This window comes from Actinomycetospora sp. C-140, from assembly GCF_054796175.1.
The window spans coordinates 408,119-431,473 of sequence record NZ_JBTWNF010000001.1; the positions used below are offsets into that span (position 1 = coordinate 408,119).

General features: G+C 74.9%; 25 protein-coding genes and 1 pseudogene. 13 read left to right on the forward strand and 13 right to left on the reverse strand.

The genetic code is table 11. From position 1 onward, the window contains the following. Positions 1-51: 51 nt before the first annotated feature. Positions 52-2,151: pseudogene (locus ACR9E3_RS01935) on the forward strand (protein kinase domain-containing protein); the annotation flags it as partial. Here the strand turns inward: ACR9E3_RS01935 and ACR9E3_RS01940 are convergent. The 4 genes from ACR9E3_RS01940 to ACR9E3_RS01955 form a co-directional block, all read right to left on the reverse strand. Further along, positions 2,103-2,723, reverse strand: coding sequence for a Uma2 family endonuclease (locus tag ACR9E3_RS01940; RefSeq protein ID WP_460378003.1), 621 nt, complete (start codon positions 2,721-2,723; stop codon positions 2,103-2,105). The pseudogene ACR9E3_RS01935 and the gene ACR9E3_RS01940 overlap by 49 nt on opposite strands. A gap of 32 nt (positions 2,724-2,755) precedes the next feature. Continuing rightward, complete coding sequence (locus tag ACR9E3_RS01945) at positions 2,756-2,905, reverse strand: hypothetical protein (RefSeq protein ID WP_460378005.1); 150 nt, start codon at positions 2,903-2,905, stop codon at positions 2,756-2,758. Positions 2,906-2,976: 71 nt separating this feature from the next. Continuing rightward, positions 2,977-3,741 carry a 5-formyltetrahydrofolate cyclo-ligase gene (locus tag ACR9E3_RS01950; RefSeq protein WP_460378007.1) on the reverse strand — a complete coding sequence of 255 codons (765 nt, stop codon included), beginning with the start codon at positions 3,739-3,741 and terminating at the stop codon, positions 2,977-2,979. A gap of 20 nt (positions 3,742-3,761) precedes the next feature. Continuing rightward, positions 3,762-4,088 (reverse strand): antibiotic biosynthesis monooxygenase family protein, encoded by a 327-nt coding sequence (locus tag ACR9E3_RS01955; protein ID WP_460378008.1) that lies wholly within the window; start codon positions 4,086-4,088, stop codon positions 3,762-3,764. Between the two features lie 59 nt (positions 4,089-4,147). Here ACR9E3_RS01955 and ACR9E3_RS01960 point away from each other — a divergent pair, with 59 nt between their 5' ends. After that, positions 4,148-4,606: a MarR family winged helix-turn-helix transcriptional regulator gene (locus ACR9E3_RS01960; protein WP_460378010.1), complete on the forward strand. Its 459-nt coding sequence runs from the start codon at positions 4,148-4,150 to the stop codon at positions 4,604-4,606. Here ACR9E3_RS01960 and ACR9E3_RS01965 read toward each other — a convergent pair. From ACR9E3_RS01965 to ACR9E3_RS01975, 3 genes are read right to left on the reverse strand one after another with little or no spacing between them, the layout of a single operon-like run. Next, positions 4,575-5,942 carry a pyridoxal phosphate-dependent decarboxylase family protein gene (locus tag ACR9E3_RS01965; protein ID WP_460378012.1) on the reverse strand — a complete coding sequence of 456 codons (1,368 nt, stop codon included), beginning with the start codon at positions 5,940-5,942 and terminating at the stop codon, positions 4,575-4,577. The genes ACR9E3_RS01960 and ACR9E3_RS01965 overlap by 32 nt on opposite strands. Positions 5,943-5,953: 11 nt before the next feature. Then, a complete protein-coding gene (locus tag ACR9E3_RS01970; protein WP_460378014.1) occupies positions 5,954-6,652 on the reverse strand; it encodes a DUF998 domain-containing protein in 699 nt (232 codons plus the stop codon). 37 nt (positions 6,653-6,689) lie between these two features. Next, a complete protein-coding gene (locus tag ACR9E3_RS01975; RefSeq protein WP_460378015.1) occupies positions 6,690-7,592 on the reverse strand; it encodes an acyl-CoA thioesterase in 903 nt (300 codons plus the stop codon). Positions 7,593-7,681: 89 nt separating this feature from the next. Here ACR9E3_RS01975 and ACR9E3_RS01980 point away from each other — a divergent pair, with 89 nt between their 5' ends. Beyond that, positions 7,682-8,296 carry a class I SAM-dependent methyltransferase gene (locus tag ACR9E3_RS01980; RefSeq protein ID WP_460378017.1) on the forward strand — a complete coding sequence of 205 codons (615 nt, stop codon included), beginning with the start codon at positions 7,682-7,684 and terminating at the stop codon, positions 8,294-8,296. A gap of 12 nt (positions 8,297-8,308) precedes the next feature. On the opposite strand, the gene ACR9E3_RS01985 is transcribed toward ACR9E3_RS01980, so the two are convergent. Next, complete coding sequence (locus tag ACR9E3_RS01985; RefSeq protein WP_460378019.1) at positions 8,309-9,106, reverse strand: MmyB family transcriptional regulator; 798 nt, start codon at positions 9,104-9,106, stop codon at positions 8,309-8,311. A gap of 49 nt (positions 9,107-9,155) precedes the next feature. Beyond that, positions 9,156-9,890 (reverse strand): YqjF family protein, encoded by a 735-nt coding sequence (locus ACR9E3_RS01990; RefSeq protein ID WP_460378020.1) that lies wholly within the window; start codon positions 9,888-9,890, stop codon positions 9,156-9,158. Positions 9,891-9,982: 92 nt separating this feature from the next. Between ACR9E3_RS01990 and ACR9E3_RS01995 the strand changes: the two genes are divergently transcribed. After that, a complete protein-coding gene (locus tag ACR9E3_RS01995) occupies positions 9,983-10,636 on the forward strand; it encodes a GOLPH3/VPS74 family protein (RefSeq protein WP_460378022.1) in 654 nt (217 codons plus the stop codon). A 73-nt stretch (positions 10,637-10,709) separates the two neighbouring features. Next, complete coding sequence (locus tag ACR9E3_RS02000) at positions 10,710-11,507, forward strand: DUF427 domain-containing protein (RefSeq protein WP_460378023.1); 798 nt, start codon at positions 10,710-10,712, stop codon at positions 11,505-11,507. On the opposite strand, the gene ACR9E3_RS02005 is transcribed toward ACR9E3_RS02000, so the two are convergent. The 4 genes from ACR9E3_RS02005 to ACR9E3_RS02020 all read right to left on the reverse strand — a co-directional run bounded on the left by ACR9E3_RS02005 (position 11,508) and on the right by ACR9E3_RS02020 (position 14,447). Beyond that, the gene (locus tag ACR9E3_RS02005) at positions 11,508-12,074 is read right to left on the reverse strand and encodes a mycothiol transferase (protein WP_460378025.1); all 567 of its coding nucleotides are present in this window, start codon (positions 12,072-12,074) and stop codon (positions 11,508-11,510) included. Positions 12,075-12,133: 59 nt separating this feature from the next. Further along, the gene (locus tag ACR9E3_RS02010; RefSeq protein ID WP_285647941.1) at positions 12,134-12,601 is read right to left on the reverse strand and encodes a MarR family transcriptional regulator; all 468 of its coding nucleotides are present in this window, start codon (positions 12,599-12,601) and stop codon (positions 12,134-12,136) included. 85 nt (positions 12,602-12,686) lie between these two features. After that, complete coding sequence (gene coaA / locus ACR9E3_RS02015; RefSeq protein ID WP_460378027.1) at positions 12,687-13,619, reverse strand: type I pantothenate kinase; 933 nt, start codon at positions 13,617-13,619, stop codon at positions 12,687-12,689. 87 nt (positions 13,620-13,706) lie between these two features. Continuing rightward, complete coding sequence (locus ACR9E3_RS02020; protein WP_460378029.1) at positions 13,707-14,447, reverse strand: SDR family oxidoreductase; 741 nt, start codon at positions 14,445-14,447, stop codon at positions 13,707-13,709. Between the two features lie 52 nt (positions 14,448-14,499). On the opposite strand from ACR9E3_RS02020, the gene ACR9E3_RS02025 reads away from it, so the two are divergent. The 8 genes from ACR9E3_RS02025 to ACR9E3_RS02060 all read left to right on the forward strand — a co-directional run bounded on the left by ACR9E3_RS02025 (position 14,500) and on the right by ACR9E3_RS02060 (position 23,343). Beyond that, the gene (locus tag ACR9E3_RS02025) at positions 14,500-14,964 is read left to right on the forward strand and encodes a PPOX class F420-dependent oxidoreductase (protein ID WP_460378031.1); all 465 of its coding nucleotides are present in this window, start codon (positions 14,500-14,502) and stop codon (positions 14,962-14,964) included. A 19-nt stretch (positions 14,965-14,983) separates the two neighbouring features. Next, positions 14,984-16,342: a hemolysin family protein gene (locus ACR9E3_RS02030; protein WP_460378033.1), complete on the forward strand. Its 1,359-nt coding sequence runs from the start codon at positions 14,984-14,986 to the stop codon at positions 16,340-16,342. Beyond that, positions 16,339-17,517: a hemolysin family protein gene (locus ACR9E3_RS02035; RefSeq protein WP_460378034.1), complete on the forward strand. Its 1,179-nt coding sequence runs from the start codon at positions 16,339-16,341 to the stop codon at positions 17,515-17,517. Before ACR9E3_RS02030 ends, ACR9E3_RS02035 begins: the two co-directional genes overlap by 4 nt. Beyond that, a complete protein-coding gene (locus tag ACR9E3_RS02040) occupies positions 17,514-18,521 on the forward strand; it encodes an NAD(P)/FAD-dependent oxidoreductase (protein ID WP_460378036.1) in 1,008 nt (335 codons plus the stop codon). The genes ACR9E3_RS02035 and ACR9E3_RS02040 overlap by 4 nt, the downstream gene beginning before the upstream one ends. 316 nt (positions 18,522-18,837) lie before the next feature. Next, positions 18,838-19,614, forward strand: a complete 777-nt coding sequence (locus ACR9E3_RS02045; protein ID WP_460378038.1) for a hypothetical protein — start codon at positions 18,838-18,840, stop codon at positions 19,612-19,614. Between the two features lie 117 nt (positions 19,615-19,731). After that, positions 19,732-21,036, forward strand: a complete 1,305-nt coding sequence (locus ACR9E3_RS02050; RefSeq protein ID WP_460378381.1) for an MFS transporter — start codon at positions 19,732-19,734, stop codon at positions 21,034-21,036. 112 nt (positions 21,037-21,148) lie between these two features. Further along, the gene (locus ACR9E3_RS02055; protein ID WP_460378383.1) at positions 21,149-22,543 is read left to right on the forward strand and encodes an APC family permease; all 1,395 of its coding nucleotides are present in this window, start codon (positions 21,149-21,151) and stop codon (positions 22,541-22,543) included. Then, complete coding sequence (locus ACR9E3_RS02060; RefSeq protein WP_460378039.1) at positions 22,540-23,343, forward strand: universal stress protein; 804 nt, start codon at positions 22,540-22,542, stop codon at positions 23,341-23,343. Before ACR9E3_RS02055 ends, ACR9E3_RS02060 begins: the two co-directional genes overlap by 4 nt. The last annotated feature ends 12 nt before the right edge of the window (positions 23,344-23,355 follow it).

Genomic DNA, 23,355 nt, shown 5'->3' on the forward strand with positions numbered 1-23,355 from the left:
CCACCGGCGTTCTCGATCTCCTACGATGCGCACGAGCCGGAGGGGGGCGCGGTGCAGGGCGAGGAGTTCGGTCGATACCGCCTGGGACGGCTGATCGGCTCCGGCGGCATGGGCGACGTCTACGAGGCCGTCGACACCGAGCGCGACCGCGTCGTCGCCCTCAAGCTGCTGCCGCCGCTGTTCAGCGGGCACACCGAGTTCCAGGAACGGTTCCGGCGCGAGTCGCGGGTGGTCGCCCGCCTGCGCGACCCGCACATCATCCCGATCCACGACTTCGGCGAGATCGACCAGCGCCTCTACATCGACATGCGCCTGGTCGACAGCGGCACCTCCATCGCCACGCTGCTGCGCGACGAGGGCCCGCTCGATCCCGCGCGGGCGGTGCACCTGGTGGGCCAGGCCGCCGACGCCCTCGACTCGGCCCACACCGACGGGCTCATCCACCGCGACGTGAAGCCGTCCAACGTGCTCGTGACGTCCCGCGACTTCGTCTACGTCGTCGACTTCGGCATCGCCCACGCCGTCGGCCAGACGCAGTTCGGGCTCACGTTGACGGGGTCGACGGTCGGCACGCTCGACTACATGGCGCCGGAGCGCTTCACCAACGGCGCCATCGACCGCCGCGTCGACGTCTACGCCCTGGCCTGCCTGCTCTACCAGTGCCTCACCGGACGGACACCGTTCGAGGGCTCCGAGGTCCCGGCCCTCATGTTCGCGCACGTGCACACCGACCCGCCCGTACCGAGCGCCGTGGCCCCCGAGGTCCCGGCGGCCCTCGACGAGGTCGTCGCGACGGGTATGGCGAAGGACCCCGACGCGCGCTACGCCACCGCGGGCGCCCTGGGCGAAGCGGCGTACCGGGCCCTCGACGGCGCCGCGACGAGCCGTCCGTCCCCGCGCCCCGTCGCGACACCGCCGCGCCGGACGAAGCCGGAGACGGTCGACGAGCCCGGCGGCCCCGACTCCCCCGCACCCCACCAGGCCGTCGGCGTCGTCGGGGCGGCGCCCGCGGATCCGGGCGGGGGCACGGGCCACCTCGAGCCCGACGGCGCGGGCGCACCGTCCTCCTCGTCCCCGCCGGCCCCGGAACGGCGGTCGCCGGCGTACGCGGGCACGCCGCCGCCCCTCGACGGCCCGACCGAGCCGCACGCGATCGGCCCGCCGACACCGCCTCCGCCCCCGTCGTCGTCGGGTGCGGCGGGGCGGGCGCGGGCCTGGGTCACCGACCCCGGCCGACGGGTCGCGCTGCTCGTCACGGCCGCGGTCCTGGTGGTGGTCGTGGTCGCAGGAGTGATCGTCTCGCTCACCGGCGGCGTCACCCCGGCGGCCGCGCCCAGCGGGCACGTGCACGACGACGCACCCGTCACGCCGGCGGCGAGCGTCGCGACGCCCGCGGTGGTCGGCTCGGTGCCGACGCCGCCGACCCCCGGGACGTTCGCGGTCGCGCCCGGCGCCCGCGAGGGGTGGGTCGTCAACCGTGACCCCCGGGTGCTCACCGTCCTCGACCTCGCGACCGGGGCACCCGTCGCCACGATCCCGGTGCCGGACGCGCCGCCGCGGTTCATCACGTTCGCCGCCGACGGCTCGCGGGCCTACGTCAGCGCGTACACCGACGAGGACGCGGTCAACGTCGTCCACGTCGTCGACACCCGCAGCCGCGCCGTCGTCGCCACCGTCCCGGTCGACCGCCGCCCGTACGCGCTGGCCATGGCGCCCGACCAGCGCACGGTCTGGGTGCCCAGCCACGACGACGGGGCGATCGACCTGCTCGACACCGCGACCGACACCGTCACGCGGCGCATCCCGGTGGCCCCGAACCCGCACTACATCGCCTTCAACGGCGCGCGCGCCTACGTCGCCAACCACGAGTCGAACGTGGTCTCGGTGATGGACACGGCCACCGCGTCGGTGATCACGACCGTGCCGGTGGGGGTGAGCCCCCACGCCCTGGCGGTCTCCCCCGACGGCCGGCGGGTCGCGGTCGCGAACTACGACGGCGCCTCGATCTCGTTCATCGACACGGCGTCGAATCGCGTCGCGGCGACGGTGCCGGTCGGCCGCGGCCCCCAGTTCGTCTCGTACGCCGCCGACGGGCGCCACCTCTACACCGCGAACGTGCAGGACGGGACGGTGTCGGTGATCGACACGGGCACCGACGCCGCCACGGCCACGCTGCCCGTGTGCTCCTCCCCCACGAGCGTCGTGGTGGTGCCGCCCGACAGCGCGACGGTCCGCGTGTCGTGCCTCGACGAGTCCCGGCTCGCGGTGCTGCGCATCGCGGGCTGACCGTCAGGGCCGCCGGCCCCGTCCGGGTCGAGCAGCCAGTACGAGGCGACGCCCAGCCGCTCGTAGTGGGCCTTCTTGGTGTTCCGGTCGTGCAACCGGGTGCTGCGCGAGGCCACCTCGGCGACCATGACCGGCGCGACCGGCCGGTTCGCCCGCGTGAGATCGGCGAACCGTGCGACGAGGACGTCGGGCTGCACCTCGTCGACCTCGCTGGTCGTCACCCCGAACGGCGCGGCCAGGACGTGGAGCTCGGGCGGGCACGCCGCGTGCAGGAGCCGGTAGAGCGCGAGGCCCATCTCCTGGTGCGGCCAGCCGGGCGCCGGCGTCACGAACAGCATCCCGTCGATGAGCTCACGACGCCGGCCGTCGTCCGGCATCGCGTGCAGGTCGGCCACGGTGTACTCCGCGGTCGAGGCCTGGTTGCTCACGAGGGCCATCGTGCCGCTCCTCCCCTGCTCCGGCCAGCGGGCTACCGCACCCGGCGCACATCGACCGGCGAGCTGAGGAAGACCCCGAGCGACCCGAACCCGGCGCCGACGGCGGCGGCCGTGAGGGCCTCGGCCCACTCCTCGTCGGCGGGCTCGATCGCTGGCGTGCCGAGGCGTTCGAGGACGAACACGCACCATCCGGGGCCGGCGTCGGTGGTGAGCTGGCCGGTCAGGTGGTGCCGCTTTGCAGAAGCAACCGCGTTCAGGGTCGCAGGCGCCGCAGCACCGGGATCGCCGCGATCTTCTCGTCGGTGAGCTGGTCCCAGTCGATCCGTCCGGGGTGCCGGGCCTCGCGGGTGCAGGCGATCACGCGGTCGGCGGTGACGACGAGGTCCAGGCGCACGTCGTGGTCGGTCACCGGGATCTCGCCGGTCGGGACGACCTGCCGCTCGTGCACCGTCGTGACGACCGGGGTGTCCGGCGCGACGAGCCCGGCCTCGCTCGCGACCGCGAACTCGAGGTCGCTGAAGCCCCCACCCTTTCCGAGGCGCGCGCCGTCCTCGGCGACCGCGACGCAGCCCGTGACAACGAGGTCGACGGGCTCGAGGTCCTCGACGGCCACGGTGCGCCCCGAGCGGGACGCACCCTTGATCGACGAGGCCTTGCGCGGGGTGTCCTCCAGGTGCTCGGGGTCGAGGAGGAAGAACGGCGCCTCCTCGGCCAGGCGCGGCACGGCCATGTAGACGGTCTTGCCGTCCTCGAGCGCGCGCTGGCGCACCGGCCACTGCGCCGCGTCCGGGTTGCACTTGAGCGTCCGGGCCCGCTGCCAGACCTCGGTCCCCCGCAGCCGCTCGGCCGCCGCCTCGGCGCCGGTGACGTTCGGGATGCGGCCGTGGGCGCCCGGGAATCGCGCGAGCTTCTCGTCGCGCAGCGCGTCCCACACCCGCTGCCGGATCGCCGCCTTGGCCTCGTTGACCTCCGCCGGTCCGCCGGCGTCAGCGTCGTGCCGTCTCGGGGTCCGTGCCACGCGCGCCACCGTAGGGCGCGCTACGCGTGGTGCACCGAGGCGACCCGGTAGAGCCGCGGCTCGGCGGTCGCGAGGGCCAGCGCGGCGTCCATGTGCTCGCGGCAGGCCGGGTCCCCCCACATCCCGCCGAGCGCCTCCTCGCTCTCCCACTGCGCGTAGTTGACGACGTGGGTGCCGTCGACGCTCGCGTGCAGGTTCGCCGACACGAAGCCCGGGACGTGGCGGATGACGTCCTCGGTCGCCTTCTCCAGCAGGGCGACGAGCTCGGCCTGCCGCTCCGGCGCCACCGTGAAGTGGTTGATCAGCGTGGTGACTCCTGCCCCGGGGTCGATGGTCGACGTGGTCACGGCGTCCTCCTCATGTCAGGTTCCTGACGAACGTCTCCATAGTGTGTAAGGTTCCTGCCATGGGTCAAGCCCCGGTCGGCGACCGGCCCGGCTACCGGGTCAAGCAGGTGCAGCAGGCGCTGCGGCACGCCGGCGACGCGGCGCTGCGCGGGATCGGGCTGTCGGTGAGCCAGTACGCGGCGCTGCGGGCGCTCGCCGACCGGCCCGGGGCCTCGTCGGCCGAGGTCGCCCGGCGCTGCTTCGTCACCCGGCAGTCGGTGGCCGACGTCCTCGGCCCGCTCCGGGCCGCCGGGGCAGTGGAGGACGGCGAGCCGGCCCGGGGGCGGGCCCGGCCGATGGCGCTCACCACTGTGGGCCGCGCGCGCCTGGCCGCCGCCGAGACCGCGATGGCGGAGGTGGAGGAGCGCATGCTCGCGGGCCTGAGTGCCCGCGAGGTGGCGACGCTGACCGAGCTGCTGACCGTCTGCGCGGCGAACCTCGGGGACCTCAGCGCGACAACCGGTCCACCTGCGCCGTGATCGCGGCGGTCGACCGCGTGATGTCCGCGGGAGTCGTCGACCAGTTCGACACCGAGAGCCGCACCACGGGCCGGCCGTGCCAGACGCTGGTGCCGGCCCAGCACGTGCCGTCCTCGGCGATCGCCCGCGCGAGCACGCCCGCCTCGACGTCGCGCGGCGCGACCAGGACCTGGTTGAGCTCGACGTCGTTGAGGATCGCGATGCCGGGGTGGCGCCCGAGCTCGTCGGCCGCCTGCCGGGCCAGGGCGCAGCACCGCTCGACGAGGTCGGCCACACCGGACCGGCCGAGGTGGCGCAGCGCGGCGTGCACCGGGAGGGCGCGGGCCCGCCGGGAGCTCTCGGGGACACGACCGGACGGGTCGTCCGCCCCCATCGTGATGTAGGCGGCCGTGCTGGAGAACGCGGCCGCCAGCGCGGCGGGCTCCCGGACGACGGCCATGGCGCAGTCGTAGGGGACGTTGAGCCACTTGTGGGCGTCGACCGCCCAGGAGTCGGCCCGCTCGACGCCGGCGACGAGGTGCCGCCGCGCCGGGGCGGCCGCGGCCCAGAGCCCGAACGCGCCGTCGACGTGGAGCCAGGCGCGGGAGCGCTCCCCCACGACGTCGGCGACCGCGTCGAGGGGATCGAACGCCCCGGTGTCGACCTGCCCGGCCTGCGCGCACACGAGCACCGGCCCGTCGATCGCGCCGAGCAGGTCGCGCAGCAGCTCGGGCCGCATCCGACCCTGGTCGTCCGCCGGCACCCGCACGGCACGATCCGCGCCGAACCCGAGCAGTCGCAGGGCCTGCAGCACGGTGGAGTGCCCGTGCGCCCCGAGGAGCACGGTCGGCACCGGCGCCCCGGCGAGCCCGTCGGCACCGACGTCCCAGCCCTTGGCGGCGAGCAGGGCGTGGCGCGCCGCGGCGAGCCCGGAGACGTTCGCCATCTGGGCCCCGGTGACGAACCCGACCGCGGCGTCGGCGGGCAGTCCGAGCAGGTCGAGCACCCAGCCGGCCGTGACGTCCTCGATCGCCGCCATCGCCGGGGACATCACCCGCACCGCGACGTTCTGGTCGGCCGCGGCCACCATCCAGTCCGCGCCGAGCGCGACCGGCAGCGCGCCGCCGGTGACGAACCCGAAGTACCGGGGACCCGCGCTCGCCACCAGCCCGGGCTCGAGCGCCGTCGCCAGCTCCGCGAGGACCGTCCCGGCCGGAGCGCCGGCCTCGGGCAGACGGTCGTCGATCCGCGCCCGCATCGCCGCGTCCGTCACGGGTCGCCCGACGGGCCGCTCCCCCAGCCCGGCGAGCCAGCCGTCGGCGAAGCGCCGGGCCTCGTCGAGCGGCTCGTCCCACACCCGACGGGACGCTACGGGGCGCCGGCGGGCCGTGCCGTGAGCGGCCGCGGATCCGGCGGGCCCGTCGCGGCGTCCCGGCGCGCGTGGGCCAGCGCCCACAGGCCGAGCAGGGCCACGACGACCACCTCGGCGAGGGCCAGGCCACGCTCGAGCAGCCCGAGCGGGACGGCGCGCCACCACGGCACGCCGATCACCCCGCGGAACGCGATGGCCCCGACGATCGGGAGGAACGAGGCCAGCGCCAGCCACGAGAGCACGCGCACCCCGAGACGGAACGGGCGCGCCGCCGGGTCACGACGGTGGCGGTGGGCGATCAGCAGGGCCCCGACCGGCAGCGCGACGAACGCGACGAGGCTCGCGTAGCGGTGGACGTACCCCGAGACGCTCGGCCCGATCGACCAGTTCGTCTTCTCGAACGCCACGACCAGCAGCAGGCCCGCGCACCACGCCCCGACCAGCGCCGACGGCCAGGAACGTGCCGGGACCAGGCGCGTCGCGACGAGGGCGGCGAGCACCCCCGCCGACCCGAGCGCCAGACCGACCACGGCGACGTCGAACACCCACCCGCCCGGCAGCAGCGCGTACTCGCTGATCGTGCGCCGGACCGGGTCGACCCGCGAGGACGGACCCACGAGGTGCATCACCCCGATCAGCACCAGCGCCAGGGCGACCGCGGCCACGCCCAGGCGGGCGCCGATCCTCGTCGTCACGACCGGGCCAACGTCCGGGGAGCCCGCCGCGTTCCGATCACGCCCGCCACGCCGAGCGGGGGCCCAGGCCGCGGCCGGCGAACGGACCCGCCGCGCCGAACCCGTCGGCCAGGCCCACGCACCGCTCCCCCGCGAAGATGCCCGCGCGGTAGTGCAGTCCCCCGTCGGGGGCGGGGTCGACGGCGAGGGCGACGTCGTAGGTGCGCGGGTGGGCGACCTCGGCGACGAACTGCACCTCCCAGGCGCTCGGGGCGAGCTCCTCCGGCGGACCGCCGTCCGGGTCGTCGAGCCGCGCCGACTGCCAGGCGGCCACGGCGTCGGCGTACCAGGACAGGACGGCGGCGTTGTTGACGTGCCGGTTGGTGTCGACGTCGCCGATGCGCGAGACCATCGCGTGACCGACCGGGTAGCGGGCGCGGTCGTGGCGGGCGCTCTCCGGCCGTGGCGGGGCGCCGCCGGGCTCCTCGATCACCAGCGCGGCGAGGTCGGTGCGCAGGGCGTCGGGCAGCCCCGACGGGCCCGACCCGGTCGCGAGCACCGTCACGGAGTCCGAGACCGCGACGCACCGGTCGCCGTCGAACACCCCGTGGCCGTACGAGTACGACGACCCGCCGATCCGACGGACCCCGGTGCCGACCCGGTACTCCCCGCCGTGGCTGAGCGGCGCCAGGTGCCGGACCCGCTGCGCGGCGAGCAGCACCCGGAACGGGCCGAGACCCCCGTCCTCGACCAGCCGCCGGAACCGGGGCAGCTCCGCGCCGACGCGGGCCTCCTCGAACCAGCGGCTCAGCGCCACCGTCGTCACCCGGCCGTCGCCCCCGAGGTCGGCGTAGCGCGGCACCACCGGGCGCAGGACCGGGAAGGCGGCGGGGTCGGTGAGCCCGGCGCCGTCCTCGGCCAGCGACGGGCCGGCGGCGAGCACCGGTGCGTGATCGGCCATGGGGGCCATGGTCCCCACCGCGACCGGCCGCGGCCCCGTCGTACCGCCCGGATCACATGTGACGACCGACGGCGGGATACCCGGGGGCCGTGACCGACTTCCCGCCCGGGTTCTTCGACCGCGACGACGACGGCGACGACGCCCGCTTCTACGGCCCGCCGCGCCTCGTCCAGCACATCGACGACGGCGCGATCGCGGCGGTCGGCGCGTTCTACGACGAGGTCGGGGTGACGGGCGACGTCCTGGACCTCATGGGCTCCTGGGTCTCGCACCTGCGCACCCGGCCACGGCACCTCACGGTGCTCGGGATGAACGCCGCGGAGCTCGACGCCAACCCGATGGCCGACGCGCGGGTGGTCCACGACCTCAACGCCGACCCGACCCTGCCCCTCCCCGACGCCGCCTTCGACACCGCCGTCTGCACGGTCTCGGTCGACTACCTCGTCCGGCCGGTCGCGGTGTGCCGCGAGGTCGGCCGGGTGCTGCGCCCGGGCGGCACGTTCGCGCTGACGTTCTCGAACCGCTGCTTCCCCACCAAGGCGATCCGGGGCTGGCTCGCGGCCGACGACCGGCAGCGGGCCGCGATCGTCGCGACGTACCTCCGGGACGCCGGCGGGTTCGGCGAGCCGGTGGCGCAGCAGCGCGCGTCCACCGACGACCCCGTGATCGGGGTGTACGCCGTCCGGCGGCCGACGAGCGGCTGACGCTCTCCCGGATCAGCCCTCCCTCACGAGCCGGTCCAGCGCCGCGCGGGTCGCGGCGTCGGCGGGCACGAACGACTCGAGCGAGAGCTCGTCGAGGGTGACGTCCCACGCCGCCCCGAAGTGCGTGATCGTCGAGTAGAGGCGCAGGTCCCCGTCGGGGAGGGCGAGGTGCAGCGGCAGCATGACGTGGGCGACGCGGGCGGCGGCACCCGTCGGGGCCGGCGGCACGTACCCGGCGAGCTCCTCGCGCAGGCCGGCCAGGCGCGGGTCGCCGGTGAGGTCCGCGAGGCGCTCGAGGCGGTGCAGCAGGTGCCCGGCCCACTCGGGCAGGTTGCGGACGTGGGGTGCCAGGCCGTCGGGGTGCAGGCTGAGCCGGTAGATGTTCACCGGCGGCGCGAGCAGGGCCGGGTCGAGCCGCGCGAGCAGCGCGCCGACCGCCCGGTTGGCCATCACGACGTCGCCGCAGCGGTCGGCGACGAGCGCGGGGAACGGCTCGTGCCCCGCCAGCAGGTGCTCCAGCGCGCCGCGGACGGCGTCGAGGGCCGACGCGTCGAGGCGGGACTCGCTGTAGGTCGGGGCGAAGCCCGCGGCCAGCAGCAGGGTGTTGCGCTCGCGCAGCGGCACGTCGAGGTGCTCGCAGAGGTCGACCAGCAGCTCGCGGCTCGCCCGCGACCGGCCGGTCTCGACGAAGCTGAGGTGCCGGGTCGACACGCCGACGTCGAGCGCGAGGTCCATCTGGCTGCGCCGGCGGCGCGTGCGCCAGCCCCGCAGCAGGTCACCGGGTGCGGGACGGTCGAGCGTGCTGGTCACACGGGGAGACGGTAGGGCCGCCGGTGCACGGCGGCCATGACCTCGGAGGTCATAGCCGGCGTGACCCGGGGCGTCGCCAGGGCCGCGGGAAGCCGAAGCGCACGGTCACGCCGGGCGACCAGACCACGTGGTCGGGCGGGCGGGTGGCGAGATCCGGGAAGCCCGCCCGCGCGAGCAGGGTGTCGTCGAGTTCCAGCAGCTCGGCGCGGTGCAGCGGCCACGGCTCGTGGACGTTCGGGACGTACCAGTCGACGCCGAGGTGGCGCTCGTGCAGGCCCCAGCGGGCGGTGAGGAAGTCCTCGAGGGGGCCGGAGGTCATCGGCTCTCCCACCCGGACCCGGACCCAGTCGGCGTGCGGCCGCCACGTCGCGTAGGTCCGGTCCGCCCCCGACGTCGTCACGGTCATCGACGCCCAGCGGTACGGCAGGCCGAACGCCGCCCGGGCGCCCGCCACGACCGCGAGCCGGGTGGCGTCGAGGCTGCGGAAGACGATCCCCCGCACGCCGCGCGCGTCGACGGTGTAGAGCCGGACGTTGGTCTCCGGGAACGTCCCCAGCCACGGGATCGACGGACCGCGCAGCACGCCGGCGCCGACCATCCGGAACGGCACGAGCCCCACCCAGGTCACGCCGTCGCGCACGTCGGGGCGCACGCCGGGCGGCAGCAACGGAGCCACGGTGTCCGGGTCGACCGCCCAGTGCAGGAAGGCGACGTCGCACCACCGCTGGGTCATCATCGTCGGCCCGGTGTAGCCCGGGGCCGCGCGGGTCACGGGCTCGGTCACCTCCCCCGCATCCCCGCTGCGGAGGAGCGCCACGCCCGATCTCCGTCGCAGGGAGGAGGCGGCGCCGTCGCGCCGGACGCCACGATGAGCCCATGCGCACCGCCGAGGACCTGGCCCTGCTCCTGCACGACCCCGCGACCGGCGCGCCGCTGGTCGACTCGACCTCGCTGCCCCGGGCGCTCGCGGGCGCGGTCGTCCTGCAGCTCGTCCTCGACCGCCGGGCGCACCTGGCCGAGGGCCGGTGGCGCACCCACCTGGTGATCGACGACCGCGGGCCGACCGGCGACCACGTGCTCGACCTCGCGCTGGACCGCCTGCCCGACGACCTCGCGCCGAAGAGCGCCATCGAGAAGCTGCACGGGCGCGTCCGCGACCCGCTCATGGCCGGGCTGGTGCACGACGGCTCGCTGCGCGTCGAGGAGCGCGCGTTCCTCGGGATCCCCCGCAGCCCGCGCTACCCGGCCGCGGACACGACCCGGCGTGACGCCGCGATCGGGCGGCTGCGGGCGGTGCTCGTCGACGGTGTCGCCCCGAGCACCGACGACGCGGCGCTGGTCGCCCTCGTGCGGGCGGTCAAGGCCGAGCACAAGCTGCTCGACGCCCCGCGCCGGGACCTGCGCGCCCGGAGCAAGGAGGTGGCCGAGGGCGAGTGGGCCGGCGAGGCGGTCCGCAAGGCGATCGCCGACATCCACGCGGCCGTCGCCGCCACGGCCGCGGCGGGCGCCGCGGCCGCCGGGTCGACCTGACGGGGACCCCGACGGGAACAACGCCGCCGACGGCCGGGGTTGCACCGTCTACGCCCACCCCGAGGAGGTCGTCATGGCCCTGACCATGTTCGGTGGCCCGTTGTCCCGGAAGCTGCCCGAGACCCGCACCTTCACCGTGGAGGGCCCGGCGCACTCGTTGCTGCTCCAGCCGTTCACGCGCCGGGTGCGCGCCGAGGTCGACGGGGTGACGGTGCTCGACACCACGCGCGCGAACCTGCTCTTCGAGACCGGGCTCCCGCCGCAGCTCTACGTGCCCGAGGAGGACTTCCGGGCCGATCTGCTCGAACCCAGCGACACCACGACCCACTGCCCCTTCAAGGGCGACGCGACCTACCGCAGCGTCCGGGTGGGCGACCGGGTCGTCGCCGACGCGGTGTGGGCCTACCCCGACCCCAAGCCCGACGCGGCGTGGCTCGCGGGCCTGGCCGTGCTCGCCCCGAAGGCGGCGGACCGCTGGCTCGACGAGGACGACGAGGTGATCGGGCACCTCACCGACCCGTACCACCGGGTCGACCTGCGCCACACGAGCCGCCACGTCACCATCGCCACGACCGACGGGGTGCCCGTCGCCGACGCCGCGGGCGGGATCCTGCTGGGCGAGACCGGCCTCGTCGACCGCCTCTACGTCGCCCGGGACGCGGTGTCCGCGACGCTCGAGCCGTCCGGCACCCGCACGGTCTGCCCGTACAAGGGCCACGCGACCTACTACTCGGTGCGTCTGCCCGACGGGCGCGTGATCACCGACGCCGCCTGGTCCTACGAGGACCCGACGGACGAGTCGCGCGCCATCGAGGATCTCGTCTGCTTCGCCCACGACGACCTGGTCGTCCGCGCGGACGTCACCGGCTGATCAGGAGGGGCTGAGGTCCTCGGGTGCCGGGGTCTCGAGCACGGCCGCGCGCAGCGTCTCGGCGCGCCCGGCGTGGCGGGCGGTCTCGGTGATGACGTGCAGGAGGATCCAGCGCAGCTCGATGTGGCCGCGCCGGTCGTCGCGCACGGTGTCGTCGAGCGACTCGGCGCCCGCCAGGGCGTCCCGCCCCTGCTCGCACACCGTGAGGTAGGTGCCGACGACCTCGTCGGCCTGCTCGGTGTCCGCGATGCGGTAGCCGGCGTCGTGGTCGTCGAGGTAGCTCGGGACGTGCCGGCCGCCGCGCCCGCCCCAGCGCTCCACCAGCCACGTGCGCTCGAGCTCGGTGAGGTGCTTGACGATCCCCAGCAGGCTCGGCCCGGCCTCCGCGGGGATCCGGCGGTGCAGGTTCGCCTCGTCGAGGTCGTCCAGGGCCAGCACCACCAGCGAACGGAAGTAGTCGAGCCAGCCCTCGAGGGCCTCGCGCTCGTCGGCCACCTCCGGCGGGGACGGACGGCGTTGCAGGGGTGCCTGGAACCGCACCGGCTCTCCCGGGGTCGTCGTGCTCACTCCTGACACACGGTGTGTCGTCGCCCGGACGCGCAGTGTTACTCCGTCCGGTCTCGCGTCTACTCCTCCACGAGGATCTCGAGCGCCGGCAGCGCCGCCTCGAGCGCCGCGCGCTGCTCCGCGTCCAGACGATCCAGCCGGTGGGCGAGCGACGCCGTGCGCTCCGTGCGGATACGGCGGATCGCGTCGTGCCCGGAGTCCGAGAGGTGGATGAGCGCGGAGCGGGCGTCCTGGGGGTCGGGCGTGCGCACGAGCAGACCGGCGTCGTCGAGCGCGGCGAGGACGCGGCTCATGGTCGGCGGCGTCACCGCCTCCCGGCGCGCGAGCTCGGAGAGCCGCAGCGGCGCGTGGTCCTCGAGCGTCGCCAGCACCGACGTCTGCAGCGGCGGCAGGGCGGCGGCGGTGTCGACGCGGATGCGGCGGTTGAGACGGCCGATGGCCAGCCGCAGGCGCGAGGGGAGGTCGGGATCGGACGATCCGGACCCACCGGACGGCCCGGCCTGCGTCCCGGTGGCGGAGGTGGTCATGCCTCATGGTCCCATCCGGGCGCCCGTCACGGACGGGTAGTGGCCGAGGGTCACCCTTGCGACCTGCTGACGACGGCCGGACGGGTCAGAGTTTCCGGAGCCGGATGCGCCGGACGGAGTGGTCACCACCCTTGGTGAGCACGAGCCCGGCCCGCGAGCGCGTCGGGGCGATGTTCTCCCGCAGGTTCGGCCCGTTGATCGTGTCCCAGAGGGTCGCCGCCTGCGCCCGCGCGGCGGACTCGTCCATCTCCGCATAGCGCCGGAAGTAGGACGCGGGGTCGCGGAACGCCGTCTGCCTCAGGGCGAGGAAGCGTTCGACGTACCAGCGCCGGACGTCGGCCGGGTGGGCGTCGACGTAGATCGAGAAGTCGATGAGGTCCGAGACCGCCAGCGCGCTCGCCCGCTCCCCCGTCGACGGGGCCGGCTGCAGCACGTTGAGGCCCTCGAGCACGAGGATGTCCGGGCGGGACACCATGCGCTGCTCGGAGAGGACGTCGTAGGTCAGGTGCGAGTACGTCGGCACCGGCACCTCGGGCTTGCCGGCCTTGATGTCGGCGACGAAGCGCAGCAGCGCGCGGCGGTCGTACGACTCGGGGAAGCCCTTGCGCCGCATCATCCCGCGGCGCTCGAGCTCCGCGTTCGGGTAGAGGAAGCCGTCGGTGGTCACCAGCGCGACGTCGGGGTGGTCGTCCCAGCGCGCCAGCAGCAGCCGCAGCAGCCGCGCCGTCGTCGACTTCCCCACCGACACCGACCCCGCGATCCCGATGACGAACGGCGTCGCCACCTCGTCCTGGCGCAGGAACGTCCGGTAGGCGTCGAGCAGGCCCGACGTCGCCCGTACGTGCAGGTCCAGCAGGCGGGAGACGGGGAGGTAGACGTCGCGGACCTCGTCGAGGTCCACGGGGTCGCCCAGCGAGCGCAGCTCCTCGAGCTCGTCGGCGGTCAGGGGCACGGCGCTCGTGTCGCGCAGCTGCGCCCAGGACGTCCGGTCGAAGTCGACGAACGGGCTTCCGCTCACGAGGCTCCCTCGCACATGGCGCGACATTGTTCACGCGGCCGCCCGGTCGCCCGCCACTCGCTGCGGCGCAGGTCACCGAACCGGGTCTCACGCCTGTTGCTGTGCCGTGGCCATCAGCGCGTACTCGACGACGCACACCTCGGGCGGCAGACCGAGCACGTGCACCACGGCGGCGGCCACGTGCTCGGGGGTCAGCCCGAGCGTGTGCATGCGTTCCCGGAAGGCGGCGACGTCGTCGCGGCCGGGCTCGTCGTGCTCCAGGGAGGCCATGAGGTCGGTGGCGACGAACCCGGGCGCGACGGTCGTGACGCGCACCCCGCGCGGGCCGGCCTCGCGGCGCAGGGTCTCGTCGACGGCGTGCGCGGCGTGCTTGCTCGCGGCGTAGACCCCGCCCGCGGCCGACGGCACCCGCCGCCCGGACATCGACGACACCGTCACGAAGCTCGCTCCCTCGCCGAGGTGCGGCAGGGCGGCGCGGGCGGTCGTGAGCAGGCCGCCGACGTTGACGTCGAACACCTCGCGCCACCGCGCGGGGTCGGTGTCGGCGACCGCTCCGAGGTGCATGGTGCCCGCGGCGGCCACCACGGCGTCGAGACCGCCGAGCCGCCCGGCCAGCCGGTCGACCGCGGCGGTGACGGCGTCGGGGTCCGTGACGTCCGCGGCCGCCGCGTGCCCGCCGACCTCGCCCGCCAGCTCCTCGAGGCGGTCGGCCCGGCGGGCCAGCAGCCCCACCCGCGCGCCGGCGTCCGCGGCCGCCCGGGCCACCGCGGCCCCGATGCCCGACGACGCCCCGGTGACGACGACCCGCTTCCCGTCCAGCGCACCCACGGAGATCACCGTAGAGCGGGGTGCGCCGGACCCCGCCGTTAGGCTCGTGGGCATGGCGAACGTCGCGACGAACGACCGGGTGGGGCGCGAGGAGCTCGACGCGTTCCTGCGCACGCGGCACAAGGCGATCGTGGTCACGCGGCGCGCCGACGGCGGCGACCAGACGTCGCCGGTGACGCTCGGCATCGACGCCGAGGGGCGCCTGCTCGTGTCGACCTACCCCGAGCGGGCCAAGGTCGCCAACGTCCGGCGCGACCCGCGGGTCGCGATGTGCGTGCTCTCCGACGACTTCGACGGGCCGTGGGTGCACGTCGAGGGCACCGCCGAGGTGCTCGACCTGCCCGACGCGCTCGAGCCGCTGTGCGAGTACTTCCGCTCGATCTCCGGCGAGCACCCCGACTGGGACGAGTACCGCGAGGCCATGGCGCGCCAGGGCAAGTCGCTGATCCGGCTGTCGGTGCAGCGGTGGGGCCCGATCGCCACGGGCGGGTTCCCCGCCCGGTTGGCCGCCGGCTGAGACGGGGACTCGGTCGGTCGTGGACGTCCTGCTCTCGGTGCTGGGCCTCGTCGGCTTCGTCGCCGTCACCTTCGGCACGGCGATCTTCGTCGCGGCCGAGTTCTCCCTGACCAGCCTCGAGCGCAGCCAGATCGACAACCACGTCGCCGAGGTGGGCGACCGGCGATCGAAGATCGTGCAGCGCGCGCACCGGAACCTGTCGTTCGAGCTCTCCGGCGCCCAGCTGGGCATCACGATCACCACGCTGGTCACCGGTTACCTCTCCGAGCCTGCGATCGCGACGCTGATCTCGCCGGTGCTCGAGGACGTCGGGCTGCCGCCGGGCGCGGCGACGGGCACGGCCGCGGTCATCGCGCTGGTCGTCGCCACGGGGCTGTCGATGACGTTCGGCGAGCTGGTCCCCAAGAACCTCGCGATCGCCCGCCCGATGGGCACCGCGCGCATGGTCGCGGGCATCCAGGCCGGCTTCTCGCGGGTGTTCTCGTTCTTCATCGGCGGGCTCAACGGGTCGGCCAACTGGATCGTGCGGCGCCTCGGGGTCGAGCCGGCCGAGGAGCTGCGCTCGGCGCGCTCGCCCCAGGAGCTCGGCTCGCTCGTCACCACCAGCGCCCAGCAGGGCACCCTCGACGAGGGCACCGCGCAGGTGATGGCCCGCTCCCTGCGTGTGGGCGAGCGCCGGGCCGACGAGCTCATGACCCCGCGGGTGCGGGTCGAGTCGCTGTCCCAGGACGACACGGTCGACGACCTGCTCGCCGCCACCGTGCGCACCGGCTTCTCCCGCTTCCCGGTGGTCGACCGCGACCTCGACGACATCCGCGGGGTCGTGCACGTCAAGCAGGCGTTCTCGGAGGCCCGGTCGCGGCGCGCGACCACCAAGCTGCGCAACCTCATGCGCACGGCCACCACGGTGCCGGACTCCCTCGACGGCGACGAGCTGCTCGACCGCCTGCGCGGCGCCGGGCTGCAGATGGCGCTGGTGGTCGACGAGTACGGGGGCACCGCCGGGATCGTCACCCTCGAGGACCTCGTCGAGGAGATCGTCGGCGACGTCCGCGACGAGCACGACCGCGGCGAGGCCGCCCGGGTCCGCGGCGCGGGCGAGGACACCTGGATCGTCTCCGGGATGCTGCGTCCCGATGAGCTCGCCGACGTCGTGGGCTGGTCGTTCCCCGAGAGCGACGTCTACGAGACGCTCGCCGGCTACATCGTCGCCGAGCTGCAGCGGCTCGCGAACGTCGGTGACGCCGTCACCCGCGACGACTGGCAGCTCATCGTCACGCGCGTCGAGGGGCGGCGGATCGCCGAGGTGCGGGTGGTGCGTCCGCCGAAGGTGCCGGCCGCGGTCGAGGTCGAGGTCGAGACGGAGGCACCGGCATGAGCGACACCGTCGCGCTGCTGCTGATGCTCGCGCTGCTGCTGGCCAACGGCTTCTTCGTCGGCGCGGAGTTCTCGCTGATCTCGGCGCGCCGCGACCGCCTGGAGGCGATGCTCGCCGAGGGCGCGACCGGCGCGGGCACGGTGATCCGCGCCTCGGAGCACCTGTCGATGATGCTCGCGGCCGCCCAGCTCGGGATCACGATCTGCTCGCTGGCGCTGGGCTCGCTCGGCGAGCCCGCGGTCGCCCACCAGCTCGAGGCGGTGCTGGAGCCGGTCGGCGTGCCCGAGGTGCTGATCCACCCCATCGCCTTCGTCGTCGCGCTGACGATCGTCACGATCCTGCACATCGTGATCGGCGAGATGGTGCCCAAGAACATCGCCATCGCCGGCCCCGAGCGCACCTCGCTGTGGCTCGTGCCCGCGCTCGTCGCGTTCCTCAAGGTGACGCGGCCGGTCATCGTGGTGCTGAACTGGTGCGCCAACCACGTGCTGCGGCTGTTCGGGGTGACGCCGGTCGACGAGCGCGAGTCGGCGTACACGCCGCAGGAGATCGCGCAGATGCTCTCGGAGTCGCGGCGCGAGGGCCTGCTCGACGCCTCGCAGACCCGCAGGCTCACCCAGGCGCTCAGCTCGGCCGAGCACACCGTCGCCGACGTGATGATCCCGCTCGAGCGCGTCACCGTGCTGCCGCCGCACCCGACGGTCGGCGCGGTCGAGGAAGCCGTCGCCCGCACCGGGTTCTCCCGCTTCCCGGTGCAGGCCGCCCAGGCCCCCGACGTGCATCCCCGGCTGTCGACCGACGCCCTCGAACCCGGCACGACGCCGATCACCCCGCGCGGCGACGCCGAGCACGCGCCGGTCGTCGCGCTCGACGGGTACCTGCACGTCAAGGACGTGCTCGACCTCGGTGACGTCGACGGCGACGGCGCCTCCGACGACGAGGCCGGCGACCTCCCCGTACCGGCCGAGCGCGTGCGGCCGCTGCCCGAGCTCGCGCTCTCGGCGCCCGTCGACGAGGCGCTGGCCGCGCTGCGCCGGGAGGGGTCGCACCTCGCCCGCGCCGTCGACGAGGACGGCGCGACGGTCGGCCTCGTGGCGCTCGAGGACCTCGTCGAGGAGTACGTCGGCACGGTCCGCGACAGCACCCACGTCTTCCGGTCCGGGAGCCGGGCGTGACACCCCCGGTCCGGAACGAGGTCCTCGTCGTCGGAGGCGGCATCAGCGGGATCGCGTGCGCGCGGGCGCTCGACGCCGCGGGCACGCCGGTGCGGGTGCTGGAGCGCTCGCGCCGGGTCGGGGGCCGCATGGCCTCGCGGCCGCTGCCCGCGGGTGCCGACCACCCCGTCGACCTGGGCGCCGCGTACTTCACCGTCCGCGACGACGCGTTCGCCGGCGTCGTCGAGGACTGGCGCGCGCGGGGACTCGCCCGGCCCTGGACCGACACGCTCGCCAGCCACGACGCCGACGGCACCTGGTCGTCCACCACGGGCCCGCAGCGGTGGGCCGCGCCCGGCGGGCTGCGCTCGCTGGTCGCCGACCTGGCCGAGAGCGTCACGGTGAGCACCGGCCACACGGTGGGCGCCGTCGAGCCGGGCCCTGCCGTCGACGGCGTCCCCGCCTGCGCCGTGGTGCTCGCGATGCCCGACCCGCAGGCCGCCCGGCTGCTGCACCCCGCCCTGCGCGCGGGCCCCCTGGTCGCCGATCGGGCCTGGAACCCGGTGATCTCGGTGGCCCTGGGCTACGGGCACCGGGAGTGGACGCCGTTCCGGCCTCCGGGGTCGAGCTCTGCTCCGCTCCGTCTCCCGGCCGCGTTCGTCAACGGCCATCCCGACCTCGACCTCGTCGCCGACGACGGCGACCGCCGCGGCGACGGCGCCCCCGTCCTCGTCGCGCACACGAGCGCCGAGCGCGCCCGCCGCCACCTCGACGACCCCGACGGCGCGATCGCCCCCGTCGTCGCCGCGGTCACCGAGCTGCTCGGGCTCGAGCAGGCGCCGGCGTGGACGTTCGCCCACCGCTGGTCCTACGCGAGCCCGGCCGAGCCCCGCGACGACGAGTTCGCGCTCACCGACGACCTGGTCGGGCTCTGCGGCGACGGCTGGGGCAGCCCGAAGGTCGAGACGGCCTGGCGCTCGGGCACCCTGCTCGGCCGGGCGATCGCCTCGCGGGTCGCCTGCTGACCGCCTGAGCGTCGTCCGCCCGCCCGTCGGCCGGCGTGATCCGCCGACCGCATCGGGCCTCCCGCTCGTCGTCGCGTCAGCAACCTGCCCGCCTGTCCGTTCTGCCCGCGTCTACTGTCGCTCACGGAACGGTCACGAACAGGTCACGGCTCCCCCAAGTTTCGACCTGCTCCCCCTCGTTGCGACACCGACCCCGACGGTGCCGCACGGCCGTTCCGTGAACGGAAGGCAGGACGTGACACGGCAACGCTCCCCCTGGGGCCGTGACGCGGAGGCCGGAACGCGCCGCCGCGAGCCCCGCACCGTCCCGTTCGTCATGCCCGAGGGCGCCCCCCGCGGCGGCTCCCGGCACCGCTCCCCCGGCCGCTCGGCGGTCCGGCACGGCGCGGTCGCGGCGGGCCTCACGGGCAGCGCACTCGCGCTCGTCGGCCCCGCGGTGATCGCCCTGCCCGACCAGGGGACGCCGGACGCGACCGCCGCCCTCGCGCTGTCCGCCCAGGGCGCGACGCTCGACGACGACACGGCCTCGGCCGCTCCGACCGGCGGCGTCAGCCCGGTCAGCAGCACCGGCGGCGGCGCCGTGGCCGCGGACCTCATCAAGGCCACCGAGCGCGACCGCGCCGCCGACGCGGCCACCGCCCGCGAGGCCGAGGCGCGGGCCGCCGACGAGCAGCGCGCCCAGCAGGCGGCCGCCGAGGAGCAGCGCACGGCCTCGGTGACGAACTGTGGCGCCTCGGGCTCCTACGGCGGTGTGGCCGACTCCGTGCAGGAGGTCGGCAACGCGATGGAGTGCGTGTTCCCCGGTCACGACGTCCTCGGCGTCGGCAGCCGCGGCAACGCCTCGGACCACCCCGACGGCTACGCGCTGGACTTCATGACCACCGACGGCGACGCGATCGCCGACTGCGTCATCAGCAACCGCGGCGATCTCGGCGTCTCCTACGTCATCTGGAACCAGCGGATCAACACCGGGTCCGGCTGGGAGAAGATGGAGGACCGCGGCGGCACGACGGCGAACCACAAGGATCACGTGCACATCTCGTTCGACCACGGCGGGTCGCCGGACGTGTCGGCGCTGCGCAGTTGCGGCTGACCGCTTCACATCCGCTTGACCGGCTGGTCCACTGAACGGGTGTCGACGGAGACGAGTGGATCAAGCACCGAGAGTGACGTCGGCCGGCGGACGCTGCGCCGGGTCGCCTGGCGGCTGATGCCCCTGCTGGGGCTGCTCTACTTCGTCAACTACCTGGACCGCGTGAACATCGGGTTCGCCGGGCCGAACGGGATGAACAAGGAGCTCGGGCTCACCGCGACGGTGTTCGGGCTCGCCTCGGGGATCTTCTTCATCGGCTACCTGCTGCTCGAGGTGCCGAGCAACCTCGCGCTGCACCGCTTCGGCGCGCGCCGGTGGATCACCCGGATCCTCGTGTCCTGGGGGATCATCGCAACGATCATGGCGTTCACGCCGAACGCGACGGTGCTGATCATCCTGCGGTTCCTGCTCGGTGTCGCCGAGGCCGGCTTCTTCCCCGGCATCATCCTGTATCTGACCTTCTGGTTCCCCGCGGAGTACCGGGCCCGGGCGGTCGGCTGGTTCATGGTCGCGGTGCCCGTCTCGACCGCGGTCGGGTCGACGGTCAGCGCGCTGATCATCTCCGGAGGGGAGGGCCTCTTCGGGCTCTCGGGCTGGCGCGTGATGTTCCTGGTCGAGGGCATCCCCGCGATCCTGCTCGGCGTCGTCACGTTCTTCGCCCTCACCGACCGGCCCGAACAGGCGCGCTGGCTCGCCGAGGACGAGCGCCAGTGGCTGCGTCGCCGGCTCGACGCCGAGGCCGCCGAGGTGGAGGCCGCCGACCACTGGCCCCTGCGCCGGGCGCTGACCGCCCCGCGGATCCTCGTGCTCGCCTTCGTCTACTTCGGCGTCACCTACGGGCTCTACGCGCTGGGCTTCTTCCTCCCCACGATCGTCTCCGGCTTCGAGCAGCAGTACGGCACGAAGCTCGACATCGTCGAGAAGGGCCTGGTCACGTCGGTGCCCTACGCCGTCGCCGCGATCGGCATGGTGGTCTGGAGCCGCATGGCCGACCGCGCCGCCGCCCGCCAGGACGGGGGATTCCTCGCCGGTGAGGCCGGGCGGCGCTGGTGGCTCGCGCTCCCGATGCTCGTGGGCGGCATCGCGATCCCGGTCGCCCTCTACCTGAAGGACCCGTACTCGGCCATCGCGGCGGTCACCGTCTGCGCGGTCGGGACGTGCGCGGCGCTGCCCACCTTCTGGCCGCTGCCCTCGCAGTTCCTCACCGGCGCCGCGGCGGCCGGCGGCATCGCATTGATCAACTCCCTGGGCAACATCTCGGGCTTCGTCGCGCCGTACGTCACTGGCGGGCTCGCCGACCTCACCGGCAGCCAGCGCGCCGGGCTCTGGGTGGTCGGCATCGTGACGGTGCTGGCGGCGATCACGGCGCTGGTCGTCGGACGCCGGACGAGCCGCTCCACGATCGGCGCAACCTCGGGTTAAGCTGCCGATCACCCGCTCGAGGGCGAGGGGACCGTCCGCACGAACCTCGAGGGGGACCGCCGTGCCCGCACCGGACCGAGCCGCCTGGCTGCGGCGCAAGCCGGTGGCCACCATGGCTGCCGAGACCGGCGCCGACGCCTCCGCGGGCCACGAGGGCGGCGACCTCAAGCGCTCGATCGGCCTCGGCCAGCTGGCCGCGATCGGCATCGGGTCGACGGTCGGCACCGGCATCTTCTTCGTGCTCTCCGAGGCGACACCGGAGGCCGGGCCCGCCGTCGTCCTGTCGTTCGTCATCGCGGCCGTCACCGCCGGGCTGACCGCGCTGTGCTACGCCGAGCTCGCCTCGGCCGTCCCGGTGTCGGGCTCGTCGTACTCGTACGCCTACGCGACGCTCGGCGAGGCCGCCGCCATGGGCGTCGCCGCCTGCCTGATCCTCGAGTACCTCGTGTCGTCGGCGGCCGTCGCCGTCGGGTGGTCGGAGTACCTCAACGCCCTGCTCGAGGCCGTGGTCGGCCTGCGCTTCCCCGACGCGCTCTCCGGCGCGCCGGGCGCGGGCGGCGTGTTCAACCTGCCCGCGGTGATCCTCGTCGTCCTCTGCACGCTGCTGCTGATCCGCGGGGTCAGCGAGTCCGCGACGGTCAACGCGGTCATGGTCGTGATCAAGCTCGCGGTCCTGCTGCTGTTCGTCGTCATCGCCTTCACCGCGTTCAACGCCGACAACTTCGCCCAGTTCGCCCCGCTCGGTGTCGGCGGCGTCGGGGCCGCGGCGGGCACGGTGTTCTTCTCGTTCATCGGGCTCGACGCGGTGTCGACGGCCGGCGAAGAGGTCAAGGACCCGCGGCGCACCCTCCCCCGGGCCCTCATGCTCGCCCTCGTCGTCGTCACGGTGATCTACCTGCTGGTGGCCGTCGCCGCGGTCGGCGCGCAGCCGTGGGAGCAGTTCGACGGCCAGGAGGCCGGACTCGCGGCGATCATGGGCGAGGTCACGGGCGCCGCCTGGCCGGGCATCGTCGTGGCGGCGGGTGCGGTCATCTCGATCTTCAGTGTCACGCTGGTGACGATGTACGCGCAGTCCCGCATCCTGTTCTCGATGAGCCGCGACGGCATGCTGCCCCCGCTGCTCTCCCGGGTGAACCCCCGCACCCTCACCCCGGTGCCCACCACGCTGATCGTCGGCGTCGCCGTCGCGATCCTCGCCGGGCTGATCCCGCTGGACGTCCTCGCCGACCTCGTCAGCGTCGGCACGCTGGTGGCGTTCGCGGTCGTCTCGCTCGGCGTGATGATCCTGCGGCGCACCGCCCCCGACCTGCCCCGCGGGTTCCGCGTGCCCGGCTATCCGGTGACCCCGGTCCTCTCGATCGCCGCGTGCATCTACCTGATCTCCGGGCTGCACTGGATCACGCTGCTCGTGTTCGTCCTGTGGCTCGGCGCCGCGCTGGTGTTCTGGTCGTTCTACGGCGCCCGGCACTCGCGACTGCGCGCCCCGACCGGTGAGGAGGCGTCGTGACCGTCCTGGTGGGCGTCATGCCGGGAGCGGATCCCGGCGGCGGGGCCGTCGTGCTCGGCGCGCGCCTGACCCGGGCTCTCGGGGGCCCGCTGGTCGTGTGCACCGTGACGCCGCCCGACGAGACGCCGCCCCCGGACCCCGCGCCCGACCCGGCGGTCGTCGACGGGCTCGCCGTCGAGGTCGACCACGTCACCGACCGCTCCGTCCCGGGCGGGCTCGCTCGCGCGGCCCATGCCCACGGCGCCGGGATCGTCGTGCTCGGCGACGCCCCGCCCGGCCCCGGGTCGGTGGGCTCCCGCCTCGCCCGCGCCGCCGACGTCCCCGTCGCCCTGGCCGGCGACGCCGCCGTGCACGACGGGCCGATCGCCCGGGTGACGTGCGCGTGGGGCGGCGGCCGCCACGCCGGGATCGTCCTCGCGACGGCCGTCGACCTCGCCCGCCACACCGGAGCGACCCTGCGCGTCGTCTCGTTCGGACCGCAGCGCGGGCCCACCGTGCCGCCCGAGGCGGGCCTGCACGCCGAGCAGGTCGTCGTCGAGCAGTGGCGCGAGCAGATGCTCGCGGCCCAGCGCGCGGCGCTCGCCGAGCTCGACGTGACCGGTGCCGAGACCCTCGCCGTCGCCGACACCACGGTCGAGGACGCGGTGGCGAGCGTCGGGTGGGACGACGGTGAGCTGCTCGTCGTCGGGGCCAACGCGGTCGGCGCCGCGACCCGGGTCCTGCTCGGCGACCCCGGCGCGGCAGTCCTGCGCGCGGCGCCCGTGCCGGTCGTCCTCACCCCGGGGACCACCACCCTGTAGCGCGCCCCGGGT